This is a genomic window from Streptococcus urinalis 2285-97 (assembly GCF_000188055.2).
GTDB classification, from domain to species: Bacteria; Bacillota; Bacilli; order Lactobacillales; family Streptococcaceae; genus Streptococcus; species Streptococcus urinalis.
On the sequence record NZ_AEUZ02000001.1, the window covers coordinates 404,201 to 420,805 of the forward strand.

Consider the following 16,605-nt stretch of genomic DNA (forward strand, 5'->3'; position numbering starts at 1 on the left):
TTGTTTCATTTTTATTTAAATAAGGTATAATAGGCATATGAATAATAAGATTTTAGAACAGTTAGAATTTGATAAAGTCAAAAAACAATTTGAGCCTTACTTTCAAACTGAACAAGGGCTGTTTGAGTTGAGACAACTTCAACCCTATACAAAGTCTGAAAAAATAAATCAACTATTTGATGAAGTAAAGGAAATGTCTGCAATTTTTGTAGAAAATCATCAATTTGCAATTGGACATATTGAGGATATTAAAGAGTGTCTTCGTCGTCTAGAATTAGAAGCTGATTTAAACATTTCTGAGTTGATTACCATTAAGAAAGTATTGGAAGTTTCTTCTGATTTAGCACGCTTTTACAGAGATTTGGAAAATATTGATTTAATAGTCTTAAAGCGTTTATTTGAATCTATCGAACTCTTTCCAGAGTTGCAAGGAAGTTTTCAAGCGATTAATGACGGTGGGTTTTTGGAAAATTTTGCAAGTCCTGAGTTGGAAGGTATCAGACGCCAAATACACCAACAAGAACAAACTATCCGTCAACATTTACAAGATATATTAAAGAAAAATAGTGATTATTTAGCAGATAATATCATTGCAAGCCGTAATGGACGTAGTGTATTACCTGTGAAAAATACCTTTAGAAATAAAGTATCCGGTGTTGTTCATGATATCTCAGCTTCTGGTAATACTGTTTATATTGAACCAAGATCAATTGTTCAACTGAATGAGAGTATCACTCAGTTACAGGCGGATGAACGTCATGAAATTCAACGCATTTTACATCAATTATCTGATTTCATCAGACCACATACTCCTGTTTTAAGACAGAATGCTTGGGTGATCGGACATCTAGATTTTACAAGAGCTAAATACCTCTATATGAGTGATCATAATGCTAGTATTCCAACATTAGTTGAAAACCAAAATATTCAATTATTAAGTGTTCGTCATCCTTTGATTGACAAGCCAGTCGCTAATGACCTTTATTTTAGAGATGAATTAACTGAAATTGTGATTACTGGTCCTAATACAGGTGGGAAAACAATTATGTTAAAAACACTAGGTTTAGCACAATTAATGGGACAATCTGGATTACCTATTCTTGCTGATAAAGGCTCAAAAATTGCTTTATTTGATGCTATTTTTGCAGACATTGGCGATGAACAATCTATTGAACAGAGTCTGTCAACATTTTCAAGTCATATGACTCAAATTGTTTCAATAATTGAAGCAGCAGATGCCAATAGCTTAGTATTATTTGATGAGTTGGGAGCAGGTACTGACCCCCAAGAAGGAGCTAGTCTTGCAATGGCAATTTTAGAACATTTAAGACTGAGTCAAGTTAAAACAATGGCTACGACTCATTACCCAGAGTTAAAAGCTTATGGCATTGAAACGGATTATGTTGAAAATGCCAGTATGGCTTTTGACACGGAAACCTTAAGACCAACTTATCGCTTCATGCAAGGAGTGCCAGGTCGTTCGAATGCCTTTGAAATTGCTAGACGCTTAGGTTTGTCCACAGTCATTGTAAATGATGCTGAAAACATGACAGACACTGATGGAGATGTCAATCACATTATCGAACAACTAGAATCACAAACCTTAGACGTTAAAAAGCGTCTTGATCATATCAAAGAAGTTGAGCAAGAAAATTTAAAATTCAATAGAGCACTTAAGAAATTATACAATGAATTTTCTCATGAACGTGATAAAGAATTAGCAAAAGCAGTTAGGGAATCTCAAGAAATTGTCGAGAAAGCTTTAGAAGAAAGTGATAATATACTTAAAAATCTACATGAAAAGTCTAGCTTAAAGCCTCATCAGGTCATTGAAGCAAAAAGTCAATTAAAGACTTTGATTCCTGAACAACATTTAAGTCAAAATAAAGTTTTGAAAAAAGCTAAAAAGGTAAGAGCGCCTCATATCGGTGATGACATTATTGTAACAAGTTATGGTCAAAGAGGGACTCTAGTTAATCAAACAAAATCTGGAAAATGGGAAGCTCAAGTTGGGTTGATTAAAATGACACTTTCAGAAGATGAATTTTCACTGGTTAAAACCCAAACGAATGAGTCAAATCAAAAAGCAAAACCACTAGCAAAAGTTAAGAAAGTCAAATCTAAAGCGACTGCTCATGCACGTCTTGATTTAAGAGGAAAACGCTATGAAGAAGCGATGGAAGAATTGGATGCTTTTATTGATCAGGCTTTATTAAACAACTTTAGTCAAGTAGATATCATTCACGGTATAGGAACAGGTGTTATTCGAAAAGCTGTAACCAAGTATTTGAGAAGACATAGACATGTTAAAAGCTTTGAGTATGCACCACAATCTTCAGGTGGTAGTGGATGTACAATTGCTAAATTAGGGTAAAAAAGAAACGCAATTGCGTTTCTTTTTAGTTATTGGTTTTTAAAGTTTTAAATTTATCATTTTTGACTTTTTTAAATCCTTGTTGTAAAAGCATCTTTTCTGATTATTTGTAACTGATGTAATCAATCTTTTCATTACTTGATTGATCAATTTGTAAAATAGCAGCATCCACAAGTTTATCAATATTAGCTTTTTTATAATCTACTATAATATTTTCAATAAGATAGGTTGATTTGTAGTCTACTTTATGCTTTATTCCTTTAATACCTTTATAAGGATCTTCAATACTAGATGCAAAATTTTTCTGTGCATCTTGGGCTGATTTGATACCTACAGCTTTGTATTTGACAGTAGAGCGTGTTGTTTGCTTCAAAACCTTATCATTTTTATAAACATAAGTAATGCGAACATCAGTATTATTATTTATCAATTGAAAGTAAGCTTTTTGAGTATTATCTATTAGCTTAGTTGCACCACAGGCAGTAACTAAAATAAGGCAAAAATTAAAAAGTACCCAAAGTAAAGATTTCTTTTTCATATTGACTCCAATCTTAAACTGGCTTTAAAAATAGTTGTCACCTCATTGTTAGTTTATCATTAAAAAGATTAAGTTACCAGAAGTAGCACTTGAATTTAGAAAAGAAATGATGTTATAATGACTTCAATATTTACTAGAAAGTTATCTATGTACTCATACCCAGCATTTTATAAATATATTAGTCGTTATTTAAATAATCACAGACAATTGGTAAATGGTTTATTCATTTTTAATCGTCTTATAACGAAAGTGATGTTTTTTTCCTATCCTATTGTAGTTATCTATAGTTTAGTTAAGAAAATGGCAGACTGGCCAATGTTTGTTATCGTTCCAGCAATCTCTTTTCTTTTAGTCACAGGATTAAGAAAGGTCTTCAATGCTAGACGTCCTTATGAAGTATATCCTATAAATCCCCTAGAAAAAAAAGTTAAGGCTGGAGAGTCTTTTCCAAGTAGACATGTCTTTAGCGCAACTATGATTGCCATGGTTATTTTTACGGTCAATCCTATCTTGGGTAAATGCTACTTTGGATTAGCGTTCTTACTTGCCATTATTAGGGTGCTACTCGGAGTTCATTTTCTAAGAGATGTATTTGCAGGCTTAATTATTGGATTTCTTGCAGGGCTTTTTTTGAAATAAGGAAGCCAAAAATTTGCGTAGCAAAAAGTTGCCTTATTATCTAATTTCGCCTAAAATATGCTTATAAACTAGTAGAACGGAGAAGAAAAATGGCACATATCGTAACAGATAAAACATTTGAATCAGAAACAAAAGAAGGTTTAGTCTTAGTTGATTTTTGGGCTACTTGGTGTGGTCCATGTTTGATGCAAGCACCTATTCTTGATCAATTATCAGAAGAATTTGATGAGGATGAATTAAAAATTGTTAAGCTAGATGTTGATGAAAATCCACAGACAGCACAACAATTTGGAATCATGTCAATTCCTACTTTACTCTTTAAAAAAGACGGTGAAGTTGTTAAACAAATTGCTGGTGTTCACACCAAAGATCAGATCAAAGCAATTGTTGCTGAATTAGCATAATAAAAAAAGCCCCTTATGGGGCTTTTTATTTTATTGGAGACTAGTGTTGGTAAATATAATCACGTGTCATCGGCATGGTATCTTTTGTAACACCCTTTGATAGTAAATATTGAACAACATCAATATTTCCCGATTGAAATGAAGCTGCACAAGATTGAAGGTATAGGTCCCACATGCGTATGAAGCGTTCATCATGCATTTTTTGAACTTGTGGTAACGCCTGATGAAAGTTTTCTGTCCAAATTTCTAACGTTTTTTGGTAATGGCGACGAAGTGGTTCTAGATCAGCCACTTGTAAACCAGCATCAGCAATGTGTTCAAGATTTTCGGTCAACCTTGGGATGTAACCACCTGGAAAAATATATTTATTGATCCAAGCATTATAACCATTTCCATGGTTACCACCGGCTTGACCAGTGATTCCATGTATTAAAGCTAGACCATCTTCTTTTAAATAATTAGAGACCGTTTCAAAATATTCTGCTAAATTTTCTTTACCGACATGCTCAAACATGCCAATACTGGTAATATAATCATAAGTATTTTTAATATCACGATAATCTTTTAGAACTACCGTCATCTGACTTTCAAGTCCTTCGGATTGAATTCTTTGGTTAATAAAAGCAGCCTGCTCTTCACTTAGTGTGATGCCTGTCACATTTAAACCATATTCTTTTGCCGCTGTAAACATCAGTGTGCCCCAACCACAGCCAATATCAAGAAGATGTCCACCAGGTTTTGAATTTAACTTATTGAGAACATGATGGACCTTATTTAATTGCGCTTGTTCGAGAGTGTCAGTGTCGTGCTTAAAATAAGCACAAGAATAGGTCATAGTGGGATCGAGCCATAATTGGTAAAAGTCATTCCCAATATCATAATGACTCTGAATATCAGATTTACTTTGCTTTTTATCATGGGTGTGTTTAGTCAAGAAACCAGACAAAGAACCTGCTCCAGTACGTAAAAAGCTATCTTGAGCTTTGAAAGCTGCTAGAAGTAGATCTTGTAATGAACCTTCAACTTCAATATCTTTATCCATATAAGCTTCACCAAGATAAATGGATGGGCTTTTTTTAAGTTTACTTATTTGAAGAGGTTTGTTCAGTTTTATTTTAAATTGAGGATTACTTCCATTAAAATAGTCTGTTTCACCATTTGCATAAGTTACTTGGATAGGGATATTAAACGTTTTTTTAATTAATTCTTGTAATAGTAGACTATCCTTATTCACAGGCAGCCACCTTCTCTCTAAATTTTACAAGTACATTATACGACTTTCGCATTTATTTTCAAGAAAGAAAATTGAAAAAATCATAAATGTTAACAAAATTATGAAAATTGTTGAAAAATGATTTAGAAAATAGAAGTAAATCAATTGGATTTTTACCAATTGTGTTATAATATTTTGATAATGAAAGGTAGGACTTGAACATGTATATCAATATGAAAGATGGTTGTGAGATTTATGTTCAAATTTTAGGTCAGGGTTATCCTATTCTTTTTTTGCATGGAAATTCCTTAAGTAGTCGTTATTTTTTTCGACAAAAAGTATTAGCTGAACGTTACCAATTAATTTTTATGGATAGTCGTGGCCAAGGCAAATCCAGTAAAGTAACTAAAGACATCACCTTTGAGCAAATGTCTAATGATATTCATCAGGTCTTAGAAACTTTAAAAATTAAGTCATGTTTAATTGTTGGTCACAGTGATGGTGCCAATCTAGCATTGATGCATTGTCAGCAATTCCCAGAAGAAGTAGAAGGTATGCTTCTAAATGGAGGGAATTATGAATTTATGGGCTTACGACCCTTTTCGAGATTAACTGCCAAATTAGAGATTTTTGGTTTTGATCTGTTGGGGCTTCTGAGTAAACGCTTTAAGAAAATGTCAGCTGTTGTGCAGTTGCAAAAAGTCGACATTCCCATTGATAAAGCACTACTCAAATGTTTAGAGATTCCTGTTTTTGTAGCAGTTGGTCAGCATGATATGATTTTGTATAAGCATAGTCAAGAAATGGCTCGCTTTTTTAAACATGGTAGACTGATCGTTGTTCCTCACCATGGTCATTTTATTGCTTGGACAAAACCCAATCTGTTTCATCAGTTAGTTGACCAACTTGTTATCTTAATTTTAGAACAAAAAAATCCAATTGAGTCTTAACGCAATTGGATTTTTTTCTCTTTAGAAAGGAAGTTTGTTGGCAAAAGCTCCCATCGTTTTTTTAGTTGCTTGGTCAATTTGAGATAAAGCATCATTGATAGCTTGAGCTGTCATATCTGCCAAAGTTTCAGTGTCTTCAGGGTCCACAACAGCTTCTTTAAAGTCAATAGAAATTAACTTTTTATCACCTGAAAAAGTAGCAACCACCAAATCTTGAGCAGATTTTCCCACAAACTCTTGAGCAGCCAGATCAGCTTGCTTTTGTTCCATTTGTTTTTGAAGCTTTTGAGCTTGCTTCATCATATTTTGCATATTCATCATAAGATTTTAGTCTCCTTAAAAAATAATCGTCTCGTTATTATAACATGTTTTGTAAAATAGCAGAAATGACAGAATGATTATTTAAAAGTATCTCTGTGTTTTTTATCGATGAGCGCATCTCTTTTACTTCTAATAGAACTTCTAGAATAAAGTGATGAGTAACAAGCAAAAGCAAAAATAAGAAGTGTAATAATGACAGCTAGAGGTTCATCTTTGAACCAGTTAATGAGATAATTTAGTGTATCCATAGTATTTCCTCAAAAAGATAACGTTAATTCTAATCATTTTGTTTCTACTGCTATTATGGTTCAATCAATTTACTTTGTCAATGTTTAGGAAATGACTTGAAACATAATCACTTTTTAGCATCTTTTTATTTGATAATGAATATGTTAAGATGAATAAAAAGATGAGGAGAAAAATTAATGAAAGCTGATGAGAGACGTCAACGTATTTTAGATTATTTGCAACAACAAACGAAAGCTATCTCTGCTAGTAACTTAGCTAAACAATTTGGCGTGAGTCGTCAGGTAATTGTTGGTGATATTGCGTTACTTAGGGCAAAGGACAAAGCTATTTTATCAACGCCAAGAGGTTATTTAATGGCAACTATACCTCAAGCAGTCTCTCATTATGTTGGCAAAATTGTCGCTAAACATACTCATGAAGAAACTACTTTAGAATTAAATCTTATCGTAGCACATGGTGGAACAGTCCTAGATGTATCTGTTGAGCATCCGATTTATGGTTTGTTGACAGTTCCACTATCCATTTCAAATCAAAATGACATTGATCAATTTATGGATCGACTATCCTATAGTCAAAGTAACCTTCTGTCTAGTTTAACAGATGGTATTCATATTCATACGATCTCGTGTGCAAGTCAAGAGGAGTTTTTAAAAATTAAGAGGTCTTTAAAAGAAGCAAATCTTCTACTTGACGAAAATATATAATAGGTGTCTTGACAGCTGTCATGTTTTTGAGATATACTATCTCAAAGGAGAATTAAAATGAAAAGAAAGTAAACTAGACACCTTGTCTACACAGCTGTATTAACTGCTTTTGGTATTTTAATTCCTGTTATTATGCCTTTGAAATTAGTCATCGGACCAGCGTCTTTTACATTAGCTAGTCATGTGCCTATTTTTATTGCCATGCTAATTTCCCCTCAAGTCGCATTTTTAGTAGCAATTGGTACGACTTTTGGATTTCTTATTGCAGGTTTCCCAATTGTTATCGTTTTCAGAGCCCTTTCTCATTTATTATTTGTTCTGGTAGGAGCGATATGGGTAAAGTATCAACCTAAACTGATTGCGACACAAAAAGGACGTTTTTTGTTAGCTATTTCAATAAATATGTTGCATGGATTAGCTGAATTTGCAGTGGTTTATTTATTAACAGTTAGTTCAATGGTTAATTTATCTTATATTGCTTATTTATTCTTATTAATTGGTATTGGTTCCATTTTACATGGATTATTGGATTTTTATTTAGCTTACTTCCTAGTCACTCTCCTTCAAAATCGTATGGGTATAACATTGTTATCCTCAAAGAATAATTAGTAGAATGATTTAATTTTTCGATGTTCAAAAAGAACTCACATTTTTGTGAGTTCTTTTATTCTAAATGAAATGGTGGCTAATTTTCGAAAGGATCGACCATATCAAAATAAAATCATTTTCATACATAAATCACTAAGAAACTATTAAGTTTTAATGAATAAAAAGTTTCTATTTGGAATAATCAAATAATTTAATTGAAAATTCTGAATAATATTGCTTTCTTTTTTTTGAGTTGATATAATGAAAAGAAAAGGAGAATTTTATGGAGTTAATAAAATTAATTGGTATACTTATTATTGTCATTGGCTTCTTATTAAAGTTAGACACAATAGCCACTGTAGTTGTTGCAGGACTTGTCACAGCACTTGTCTCTGGTATCTCATTTTTTGATTTTTTGGAGTTACTTGGTAAAGAATTTACAAATCAAAGAATTATGACTATTTTTATTATCACATTACCTTTAATTGGTTTATCAGAGACATTCGGATTAAAACAAAGAGCTGTTTATTTAATTAAACAGATGAAAACGTTAACGGTTGGTCGTTTTTATACGGTTTATTTGATTATTCGTGAGATAGCTGGATTATTTTCAATTAGATTAGGTGGTCATCCTCAATTTGTTCGTCCTTTAGTGGAGCCGATGGGGGAAGCTGCTGCTGAAGCTAAAGTGAATGAAGAGTTAACAGAAGATGAAGTTGAAGAAATAAAAGCTCGTGCTGCTGCAAATGAAAACTTTGGGAACTTTTTTGCACAAAATACTTTTGCAGCTGCAGGAGGAGTTCTCTTGATTAGTGGGACTATTGATCAATTAGGCTATGAGAGTAATAGTTCAAAAATTGCTTTTGCTTCCATGATTATTGCGGTTATTTCGATTATTGTCGTTGGTATTTATAATTATCAATTTGATAAGAAAATTGAAAAGAATCATAAGAAAGTCAAAGGAGAATAATTATGGTAGCATTAGGAAATACGCTTTTAGAGATTTCATATATTATTATTGGATTGCAATTTTTACATACTGCCTATAGAGTTTTTCGAGACGATACTAATCCAGTTCGTGTCGGGACAGGTTTCTTTTGGGGGTTAATTGGGATCACATTTATTGGTGGTAGTTTTTTACCAAATAAACTTGTCGGTATTATAGTTGTTGTTCTAGCTTTACTAACACTTTTTAAACAAGTTGATATTAGCAAATTTCCACCTCTAAAAGAAGAAGTGGCAGAAGCTCGTGCTAGCAAGATAGGAAATGCCATTTTTTTACCGGTTATCTTAATGGCTGTCTTAGCTTTAGTCATAGCACAAATCATTCCAGACTTTAGTAGAGTTGCTATTGCCATAGCAGCTATTATTGCAACGATAACAGCACTTTACGTGACAAAACAAAAACCACAGACTTTACTCGATGAAAACAACAGAATGATTCAACAAGTCTCAACAAGTGGGATTTTACCACAGCTTTTGGGTGCTTTAGGAGCTATTTTTACAGCTGCTGGAGTTGGGACGGTTATTTCTAGTCTAATTGGTGGTTTGGTTCCTGAGAGTAGTCGTTTCTTTGGTGTTGTTGCTTATGTATTAGGTATGGTTGTATTTACAATGATCATGGGGAATGCTTTTGCAGCCTTTACAGTAATCACTGCGGGTGTTGGTGTTCCATTTGTTTTCCAACTTGGAGCAAATCCGATTTTAGCAGGAGCATTAGCAATGACTGCTGGTTATTGTGGAACATTATTGACTCCAATGGCTGCAAATTTCAATGCCTTGCCGGTTGCTTTGATGGATATGAAAAATCCAAATGGTGTTATTAAAGCTCAAGCCCCAGTTGCATTAGTAATGATAGTAGTTCATATTATTGTGATGTATTTCTTTGCATTTTAATGAATAAGGAGGAAAACATGAAAATTTTAGTTACAGGTTTTGATCCATTTGGAGGAGAACCTATCAATCCAGCTCTAGAAGCTGTCAAACGTTTACCTGATACTATTGAAGGTGCTGAAATAAAATGGGTTGAAATTCCAACAGTTTTTTATAAATCAGCAGATGTTTTGGAAAAAAATATTACTGATTTTGAACCAGATGCCGTCCTTTGTATAGGGCAAGCTGGTGGACGTTTTGGATTGACACCTGAGAGAGTAGCCATTAATCAAGATGATGCAAGAATTCCAGATAATGAAGGAAAACAACCAATTGATTTGCCTATTAGGGAAGATGGAGAACCAGCCTATTTTACTAAATTACCAATTAAAGCAATGGTTGAAGCTATAAAAGCAGAAGGACTACCAGCATCTGTCTCAAATACTGCAGGAACTTTTGTATGTAATCATTTGATGTATCAGCTTCTTTATCTAGTAGATAAAAAATTCCCAAATATCAAAAGAGCTGGCTTTATGCATATTCCATTTATGACTGAACAAGTTGTTGATAAACCCGGAACTGCTTCGATGAATTTAGATGATATCAGTCGAGGAATAAAAGCAGCCGTTTCTGCTATTGTAAAACACTATGATCAAGATGACTTAAATATTGTTGGTGGAGCAACACATTAAATAAAAAAGACTAAGTAGAACTTAGTCTTTTTTATTTAACTCAACCTCTATCATATAGGGATATAGTTTACCAGAAAGAATAAAGGTATTATCTTTTTGGTGAGCAATTCCATTAAGAAAATTGAGATTAGGAAAATGGGATTGATCTAGGTGTAATTCTTCTAAAATAGCTGATAAGTCGAAGAAAGTGACAATTTTCCCAGAATTTGGATCTAATTTGACAATTTTATTAGTTTGCCAAATGTTTCCATACAAATAACCATCAACATATTCTAATTCATTTATTCTTGAGATGGGAATACCTTGAACTTCAATGTCAATTGTTTCGATAAGTTCAAAAGTGATAGGGTCTCTTTTTTGTAATTGGTTAGAACCATTTGTCATCCATAAACAACCATTGTGTTGATCATAGGCCAATCCCCATCCCTGCCCTTGGTAAGAGACTTCTTTTATTTTTTGGAAAAGATCAATACTGTAAAGTGTTGCCAACTCTTCTTTGAATGAGAGTAGCCAGAAACAGTGATTAACAATTGTCAATCCTTCAGCAAAATAATCGTCATTAAAGGAAAGCATGTTTTTGTAACTTTTTTGATTTAACTGGTAAATACCAACTTTAGAATATCCATAACGTCCAGATGAAATCAGTATCTGATTATCATCGATATTTTCAATCCCTTGAGTGTATAGTGTATCATTGTAAGGGTATATTTTTTTTAATACAACTTGTCCTTCTGGAATCATTTTTCCTCCTGAATAGTAAATTATTCTAGAATATAAACAATCACTACAAGTCTATCAAAAAATAACTGTAATTTCTAATAGAATAACTAAGATATCTTGGAAACATTATCTTCTACTCTATCATCAAGTGTAATCTTAAAGTGTAATCTTATTATTTCTTATGATTGTAAACATGGTTTTTGTTAGCCATTTTGTTTTGATGAAGTCTAAGTGCTAAATGGATATTCATTAAGTGGTCGGTGTTTTTTAGACTAATTGATAAAATAGCTTCAATTTTTGCTAGTCTTGCTCGAAATGTATTCACGTGAATGAAGAGTGTTTGACTACTTGAGGTGTAAGAAAAATGATTATCAAAAAAAAAACAGATAAGGTTTTGTATAATTGTGTCTTGTTAGCGGCATCATATTGTATGACTGGTAATAGAAATTGTTCATAAAGTTCATCAACAAATAGATGATTAATAGAGCCTTGGTCATCGGTCAATAGTTTTAAAATGCCAATTTCTTGATAATATTGTAGATGATTTGATTTTTGGTTAGATTTTGCAAATCGGATTGCTTGCTTTGATTCGTCTAAAGCTTGACGTAATTTCCAGTAAGGTTTTTCAGTGCTTATTCCAATATAATAATGGTCGTGACCAATAAAGCTTGACACAAAAGTTTGTAATTTTTGAAGGTGTTTTGTTAGTGTTGAATGCCTACCAAAAACTAAGACCACTTGTTGGTTTCGAGAAAATAAGTGAAGGTCATTGGTATTTAGCGGACTCTTATCCAATTGTTTAGTAAACTTTAAAAATAGTTTTTCAAAAGAAATGATATCATCATGAGATAGTAAATCAGAAATCAGTAAGACACTTAAATGAGTGTCTATTTGTTTTCCCAGACTTAGACTGTAACGATTTAACAAAGCTTCATTAGGCTCTGTTAATTTAAGAAAGTCATCAAAAATGATGGATTTAAAATAATTATTATTTTTCTGAAATTCAATTTCTAACAGTTGCTTTAATTCAAAGACAGAACAGATATTTTCAATTTTACTTAAAACAGCAGGTTCTAGGATAGTTGTCTTATGATCAGTCTTTAGCACAAGGTAATAACTGATGGTTCTACGATTGTATATGGGTAAAAAGAAGAGATTGTAACCTAAATTATTTAGAAAAATACTGTGGTAGCAAAAGCCGTCTACTGACTTATTATTAAAATTATATCCAATTGAAGAAAGACGACCAATATTGTTAGCGCTAAAGTTTTCAAAATAATCTTTCTAAGACCAGTCGTTACTGTGATCAATTAAATTCATATCTTGGTTAACAATAGCGATGGAGAGTTTTGTCGTTTCATAAACGATTTGACAAAGATTATTTAAACTATGATTATCTGAAAAATATTGGATGATTTGTTTGATAAAATATTCAGATTCAATCAATGCTTGAGAATTTTTGGCAATTTGAACTTCTTGAAAAGTAATCGTAACATCACTCCATGAAAAATGATTATCAATTAATATTAAAGGAATATTGTAATACCGCAATAAATCAATCATATCTTCTGTTAAAAAGGGCCTGTATTTTTTCTTTGAAAGAATAGCACCAACATGACGATGTTTTAATTCTTCAATAAAGGTCTTATTGAAATGACTCTTCATAAACTTTCCGATGACAAGTAATTCTTCTCCTTTTAACCATTTTTCGATATCGGGAATGTCCATAATATTAATAGAACTAAGACGGTTTGTCATTCCGACTGATGTGGTAAATAATGTTTCTGTTTTCATCATTGGTGAAGATAAGAGACATTGTAGTGTTATTTTTGTAGCCATAATTTCCTCTTTGTATAAATGCACAATAAAAGCGCTTTCTTTTTTATATAATAACACAATTCACATTTTTTCTTCTCATTTTTATAATAAAATTATCAAATAATAAAGGAGCCAAGAAAATGAGAAATCGTTTTAAAGGAAAAGATTATCTTGCATTTAAAGATATGACCATAGAAGAAATTGAATTTATCACAGACTTAGGTCTAGAATTCAAGAAAAAATGGACTGCTAAAGAACCACATGAATATCTGAAAGGACAAGTGTGGGCAGCTCTTTTTGAAAAAAATAGTACGAGAACACGTAATGCCTTTGAACGTGCTGCAGCTGATTTAGGTGTTAAAGTTGTTTACCTAAGACCTGACGAAATGCAGATGACACGTGGAGAACCTTTGAAAGATACAGCACGCATATTGGACCGCTACTTCGATGGTCTCTTTATTCGTACATTTGGTAATTAAATTGTCGAAGAATGTGCTGCTTGGATGGAAAATCCTGTTATTAACGGCTTAACAGCACTAGAACATCCAACACAAGGAATTGCAGATTTGATGACAATCAAAGAGAAAAAAGGAAGTTATCAAGGACTAAAAATCTGTTATTCTGGCAATTTATATAACGTTGCCTATACGACAATGATTTTCTGTGCAACCCTAGGGATTGACTTGTCAATTGCTTGCCCTAAAGATATTGAACCTGATAAAGACATCTTAGCTGAAGCACAACGTCGTGCAAAAGCAACTGGAGCTAAAATTGAACTAACACAAGATTTTGAAGAAGCCTTAAAAGATGCTGATATTGTATATGGTATGTCTCAATATAGCATGGGACAAAGTGATGAAGAGATCGCATTCCTAAAAGAAGCATTTAAACCTTATCAAATAACTATGGATGCCATGAAAAAAGCAAAACCTGATGCCATCTTTATGCACTGTCTACCAGCTCACCGAGGTGAAGAAGTGACAGATGAAGTTATGGAATGTAGCCAATCAGTTATCTTTGATGAAGGCGAAAATAGAATGCATTCTATTAAAGCAATATTAGCGGCAGTTGCCAATTAAGAAGGTATTGTTTGGGAAATGATATCCTAAATAATTATTTCATATCATCAAACGGAGTTATGTTATGAATGTAGAAAAAAAGAAAAAATTTAAATCTCCCAATACCTATGTGATCATCTTCTTTGTCTTAATTTTTGTAGCCTTATTAACATGGATTATTCCTGGTGGTAAATATACATATGACAATTCAGGAAGAGCTATAGCAAATTCTTACCAACAGATTAAAGCAAATAGACAGGGTTTGTGGGATGTTATCATGGCACCGATAATTTGCATGGTCGGTAATAAAGAAGTATCAGGAGCAATTACAATATCTTTAAATGTCATGCTTTTTGGGAGTTTTTTAGAGATGATGGATGCTTCAGGTGCCATTAATATAGCCTTAAAAAATGTCGCCAAAAAATATCAAAGTAACTACTATGTTTTGATAACTGTCTTAACATTTTTAATGGGGATTTTTGGAACTGCCCAAGGGGCATATGAAGAAGGTTTTGTTTATCTGTTAATGTTTTTACCAATTGTATTGTCGCTTGGTCTAGATAGTATAGTCGCTCTAATGATTGTTATTTTGGGGACGCAAGCAGGTTGTGCAGCTTCCATCGTAAATCAATTTTCAACTGGAATTGCCTCTGGTATTGCAGGTATTAGCCTTGGTGAAGGTATTATTTTTAGAACATTAACCTTTATTGTCTTACTTTCATTTTGTTCAAGTATCATTTGTTTGTATGCCAAACATGTGAAAGAAAATCCTGAAAAATCAGTACAATTTTTTAGACGAAAAGAAGATCTAGAAGAATTTGCCGGGACAACAGGTGATGATCAAACTTTGGATAAAAGACAACGTAAAGTTTTTACAGTCTTCATTTTAACTTTTCTGATTATGATTTTGTCTTTAATTCCATGGACATCACTGAACAAAAATTGGACCTTCTTTGAATCCATTACCAACTGGGCAAACCATAATATGATTCTTGGGACCTTATTAGGTAGCAATCTAGTACCATTTGGGGAATGGTATTTTAATGAAATTAATGGGCTTTTGATTATCATGACCATCCTTTCAGGTTATATCATGGGCTTTAATATCGACAAAACCATTAGTATTTTTATCAAAGGCGCAGCTTCATTAGTATCAACGGCATTTATAGTTCCTTTAGCTCGTGGGATTCAAGTATTAATGACAAATGGTAGTATTACGGCTACCGTCTTAAATGCTACGGAAAAAACACTGGGATCATTACCTCCTATTGTCTTTGTTCTAGTTTGTTTCCTTGTCTATATTTTATTAGCTGTTTTTATTCCTAGTTCGACAGGACTTGCTGCAGCAACCATTTCAATTATGGCACCTCTAGGAACCTTTGCTCATATCTCAGAAGCTAATATGATTATTATCTATAATTTTGCATTAGGTTTTGTTAAATTATTAGCGCCAACTTCTATTATTGTTATGACATGTACACAAGCCGTGCATGTCGGTTATGGTGCTTGGTTAAAAGCAATTTGGAAATACGCTTTTGCGTATTTAGGAGTGCTCGTCATTATGTTAATTTTATCAATCTTTATGATGTAAAGGAGAAAAAAATGAGTCAACAATATTATGTTAGTAATGCAACAAATGAATTAAAAAAAGTTATTGTCTGTTCACCCAAATATTACAAGTTCAATGCGATAAATGAAATTACAAAAGCTTGGATGGAAAAAGGTGAAACGGAACAAAATGATCTCATGGTAAAAGAATGGCAAACACTAATTGATGCCTATAAGGAAAATGGTGTCAAAGTCATTGAGATGGAACCACAAGAATCATTAGAAGTCCAAACCTTTGCTCGTGACTTTGGTGCCATGATTAAAGAAGGAGCCATTATTGGAAAATTCCGCCATCCAGCCCGTCAAAAAGAAACAGCAGTTTATGAAGCTAAATTAAAGGAATTAGGAGTTCCAATTGTTGCGCGTTGTAATGCTGGTTGTTTTGAAGGTGGAGATTTCTGGATGATTGATGAACATACCATTGCTTTTGGCTTAGTTGACCGTACCGATCAAGCAGGAGTAGATAATTTAAGAGAACAACTCCAAAAATTTGGTTATACTGTTGTTGGCGTTCCTGTTGCTCCAGAACATTTACATTTAGACATGTGCTTTAATATTGTAGCACCTAAAGTTTGTTTAGCTTCAAAAAGTGTTCTACCATTCTGGTTTATTAAAATGCTTGAAAGAAGAGATTTCACAATAATCGATGTGCCTGAAGAACTGATTGAAAAACATGGTTGTAACGTTCAAGCTCTTGGCAATAATAAAGTTTTAGGTATTAAGAATAATGAATCAGTCAATAAAGATTTAGAAGCTGCTGGAGTTGAAGTCATCAAATTACCATTAGAACAAATTCTTAAAGCTGGTGGTGGACCTCATTGCATGACTTATCCAGTTGAACGGACATATTAAAAGTT

General features: G+C 32.9%; 19 protein-coding genes and 1 pseudogene. 12 read left to right on the plus strand and 8 right to left on the minus strand.

The features are described 5' to 3' along the window. Positions 1–37 precede the first annotated feature (37 nt). On the plus strand, positions 38–2,374 hold the full coding sequence (locus STRUR_RS01985) for an endonuclease MutS2 (RefSeq protein ID WP_006739844.1): 2,337 nt from the start codon (positions 38–40) through the stop codon (positions 2,372–2,374). Positions 2,375–2,477: 103 nt separating this feature from the next. Here STRUR_RS01985 and STRUR_RS01990 read toward each other — a convergent pair whose 3' ends face one another. Further along, positions 2,478–2,912 carry a DUF1307 domain-containing protein gene (locus STRUR_RS01990; protein ID WP_006740292.1) on the minus strand — a complete coding sequence of 145 codons (435 nt, stop codon included), beginning with the start codon at positions 2,910–2,912 and terminating at the stop codon, positions 2,478–2,480. Between the two features lie 147 nt (positions 2,913–3,059). On the opposite strand from STRUR_RS01990, the gene STRUR_RS01995 reads away from it, so the two are divergent. Both STRUR_RS01995 and trxA read left to right on the plus strand, forming a co-directional pair. Next, entirely contained in the window at positions 3,060–3,551 is a 492-nt protein-coding gene (locus STRUR_RS01995) for a phosphatase PAP2 family protein (RefSeq protein WP_231288885.1), read from the plus strand. A gap of 89 nt (positions 3,552–3,640) precedes the next feature. Further along, the gene (gene trxA / locus STRUR_RS02000; protein ID WP_006738893.1) at positions 3,641–3,955 is read left to right on the plus strand and encodes a thioredoxin; all 315 of its coding nucleotides are present in this window, start codon (positions 3,641–3,643) and stop codon (positions 3,953–3,955) included. Positions 3,956–3,995: 40 nt separating this feature from the next. Here trxA and STRUR_RS02005 read toward each other — a convergent pair whose 3' ends face one another. Then, positions 3,996–5,189, minus strand: coding sequence for an SAM-dependent methyltransferase (locus STRUR_RS02005; RefSeq protein WP_006739943.1), 1,194 nt, complete (start codon positions 5,187–5,189; stop codon positions 3,996–3,998). Positions 5,190–5,389: 200 nt separating this feature from the next. Between STRUR_RS02005 and STRUR_RS02010 the strand changes: the two genes are divergently transcribed. Continuing rightward, complete coding sequence (locus STRUR_RS02010; protein WP_006738565.1) at positions 5,390–6,118, plus strand: alpha/beta fold hydrolase; 729 nt, start codon at positions 5,390–5,392, stop codon at positions 6,116–6,118. Between the two features lie 21 nt (positions 6,119–6,139). Here STRUR_RS02010 and STRUR_RS02015 read toward each other — a convergent pair whose 3' ends face one another. Next, positions 6,140–6,439 carry a YbaB/EbfC family nucleoid-associated protein gene (locus STRUR_RS02015; RefSeq protein WP_006740093.1) on the minus strand — a complete coding sequence of 100 codons (300 nt, stop codon included), beginning with the start codon at positions 6,437–6,439 and terminating at the stop codon, positions 6,140–6,142. 77 nt (positions 6,440–6,516) lie between these two features. Further along, entirely contained in the window at positions 6,517–6,687 is a 171-nt protein-coding gene (locus STRUR_RS11670; RefSeq protein WP_006739757.1) for a hypothetical protein, read from the minus strand. Positions 6,688–6,864: 177 nt separating this feature from the next. On the opposite strand from STRUR_RS11670, the gene STRUR_RS02020 reads away from it, so the two are divergent. The 5 genes from STRUR_RS02020 (at position 6,865) to pcp (ending at position 10,544) form a co-directional block, all read left to right on the plus strand. Further along, positions 6,865–7,392 carry a transcription repressor NadR gene (locus STRUR_RS02020; RefSeq protein ID WP_006740361.1) on the plus strand — a complete coding sequence of 176 codons (528 nt, stop codon included), beginning with the start codon at positions 6,865–6,867 and terminating at the stop codon, positions 7,390–7,392. A gap of 132 nt (positions 7,393–7,524) precedes the next feature. Then, on the plus strand, positions 7,525–8,001 hold the full coding sequence (locus tag STRUR_RS02025; protein WP_006738544.1) for a hypothetical protein: 477 nt from the start codon (positions 7,525–7,527) through the stop codon (positions 7,999–8,001). A 262-nt stretch (positions 8,002–8,263) separates the two neighbouring features. Beyond that, the gene (locus STRUR_RS02030) at positions 8,264–8,950 is read left to right on the plus strand and encodes a DUF969 domain-containing protein (protein WP_006738692.1); all 687 of its coding nucleotides are present in this window, start codon (positions 8,264–8,266) and stop codon (positions 8,948–8,950) included. Between the two features lie 2 nt (positions 8,951–8,952). Beyond that, positions 8,953–9,876, plus strand: coding sequence for a DUF979 domain-containing protein (locus STRUR_RS02035; protein WP_006738816.1), 924 nt, complete (start codon positions 8,953–8,955; stop codon positions 9,874–9,876). Positions 9,877–9,893: 17 nt separating this feature from the next. After that, complete coding sequence (pcp, locus tag STRUR_RS02040) at positions 9,894–10,544, plus strand: pyroglutamyl-peptidase I (protein ID WP_006740383.1); 651 nt, start codon at positions 9,894–9,896, stop codon at positions 10,542–10,544. 21 nt (positions 10,545–10,565) lie between these two features. On the opposite strand, the gene STRUR_RS02045 is transcribed toward pcp, so the two are convergent. The 4 genes from STRUR_RS02045 to STRUR_RS02055 form a co-directional block, all read right to left on the minus strand. Next, complete coding sequence (locus STRUR_RS02045) at positions 10,566–11,285, minus strand: glutaminyl-peptide cyclotransferase (RefSeq protein WP_006738958.1); 720 nt, start codon at positions 11,283–11,285, stop codon at positions 10,566–10,568. A gap of 151 nt (positions 11,286–11,436) precedes the next feature. Further along, the gene (locus STRUR_RS12080) at positions 11,437–11,589 is read right to left on the minus strand and encodes a helix-turn-helix domain-containing protein (RefSeq protein WP_006739663.1); all 153 of its coding nucleotides are present in this window, start codon (positions 11,587–11,589) and stop codon (positions 11,437–11,439) included. Further along, positions 11,586–12,371 (minus strand): CdaR family protein, encoded by a 786-nt coding sequence (locus STRUR_RS02050; RefSeq protein WP_006740467.1) that lies wholly within the window; start codon positions 12,369–12,371, stop codon positions 11,586–11,588. Before STRUR_RS02050 ends, STRUR_RS12080 begins: the two co-directional genes overlap by 4 nt. 177 nt (positions 12,372–12,548) lie before the next feature. Further along, positions 12,549–13,103 carry a PucR family transcriptional regulator ligand-binding domain-containing protein gene (locus tag STRUR_RS02055; RefSeq protein WP_006738678.1) on the minus strand — a complete coding sequence of 185 codons (555 nt, stop codon included), beginning with the start codon at positions 13,101–13,103 and terminating at the stop codon, positions 12,549–12,551. Positions 13,104–13,222: 119 nt separating this feature from the next. Between STRUR_RS02055 and argF the strand changes: the two are divergent. The 3 genes and pseudogenes from argF (at position 13,223) to STRUR_RS02070 (ending at position 16,600) form a co-directional block, all read left to right on the plus strand. Then, positions 13,223–14,161 (plus strand): annotated as a pseudogene (gene argF / locus STRUR_RS12170) (ornithine carbamoyltransferase). A gap of 64 nt (positions 14,162–14,225) precedes the next feature. Further along, the gene (locus STRUR_RS02065) at positions 14,226–15,731 is read left to right on the plus strand and encodes a YfcC family protein (protein ID WP_006739624.1); all 1,506 of its coding nucleotides are present in this window, start codon (positions 14,226–14,228) and stop codon (positions 15,729–15,731) included. A gap of 11 nt (positions 15,732–15,742) precedes the next feature. Further along, the gene (locus STRUR_RS02070) at positions 15,743–16,600 is read left to right on the plus strand and encodes a dimethylarginine dimethylaminohydrolase family protein (RefSeq protein ID WP_006740214.1); all 858 of its coding nucleotides are present in this window, start codon (positions 15,743–15,745) and stop codon (positions 16,598–16,600) included. Positions 16,601–16,605 lie beyond the last annotated feature (5 nt).

Excerpts from the sequence above, each read along its gene's own strand:
- STRUR_RS02055 (WP_006738678.1), bottom strand. The coding sequence starts at position 13,103 with ATGGCTACAAAAATAACACTACAATGTCTCTTATCTTCACCAATGATG.
- pcp (WP_006740383.1), top strand. The coding sequence starts at position 9,894 with ATGAAAATTTTAGTTACAGGTTTTGATCCATTTGGAGGAGAACCTATC.
- STRUR_RS01985 (WP_006739844.1), top strand. The coding sequence starts at position 38 with ATGAATAATAAGATTTTAGAACAGTTAGAATTTGATAAAGTCAAAAAA.
- STRUR_RS02020 (WP_006740361.1), top strand. The coding sequence starts at position 6,865 with ATGAAAGCTGATGAGAGACGTCAACGTATTTTAGATTATTTGCAACAA.
- STRUR_RS02065 (WP_006739624.1), top strand. The coding sequence starts at position 14,226 with ATGAATGTAGAAAAAAAGAAAAAATTTAAATCTCCCAATACCTATGTG.
- STRUR_RS02010 (WP_006738565.1), top strand. The coding sequence starts at position 5,390 with ATGTATATCAATATGAAAGATGGTTGTGAGATTTATGTTCAAATTTTA.
- STRUR_RS02045 (WP_006738958.1), bottom strand. The coding sequence starts at position 11,285 with ATGATTCCAGAAGGACAAGTTGTATTAAAAAAAATATACCCTTACAAT.
- STRUR_RS02035 (WP_006738816.1), top strand. The coding sequence starts at position 8,953 with ATGGTAGCATTAGGAAATACGCTTTTAGAGATTTCATATATTATTATT.
- STRUR_RS01995 (WP_231288885.1), top strand. The coding sequence starts at position 3,060 with ATGTACTCATACCCAGCATTTTATAAATATATTAGTCGTTATTTAAAT.
- STRUR_RS02015 (WP_006740093.1), bottom strand. The coding sequence starts at position 6,439 with ATGATGAATATGCAAAATATGATGAAGCAAGCTCAAAAGCTTCAAAAA.
- STRUR_RS02070 (WP_006740214.1), top strand. The coding sequence starts at position 15,743 with ATGAGTCAACAATATTATGTTAGTAATGCAACAAATGAATTAAAAAAA.
- STRUR_RS01990 (WP_006740292.1), bottom strand. The coding sequence starts at position 2,912 with ATGAAAAAGAAATCTTTACTTTGGGTACTTTTTAATTTTTGCCTTATT.
- STRUR_RS11670 (WP_006739757.1), bottom strand. The coding sequence starts at position 6,687 with ATGGATACACTAAATTATCTCATTAACTGGTTCAAAGATGAACCTCTA.
- STRUR_RS02030 (WP_006738692.1), top strand. The coding sequence starts at position 8,264 with ATGGAGTTAATAAAATTAATTGGTATACTTATTATTGTCATTGGCTTC.
- STRUR_RS02025 (WP_006738544.1), top strand. The coding sequence starts at position 7,525 with ATGCCTTTGAAATTAGTCATCGGACCAGCGTCTTTTACATTAGCTAGT.
- trxA (WP_006738893.1), top strand. The coding sequence starts at position 3,641 with ATGGCACATATCGTAACAGATAAAACATTTGAATCAGAAACAAAAGAA.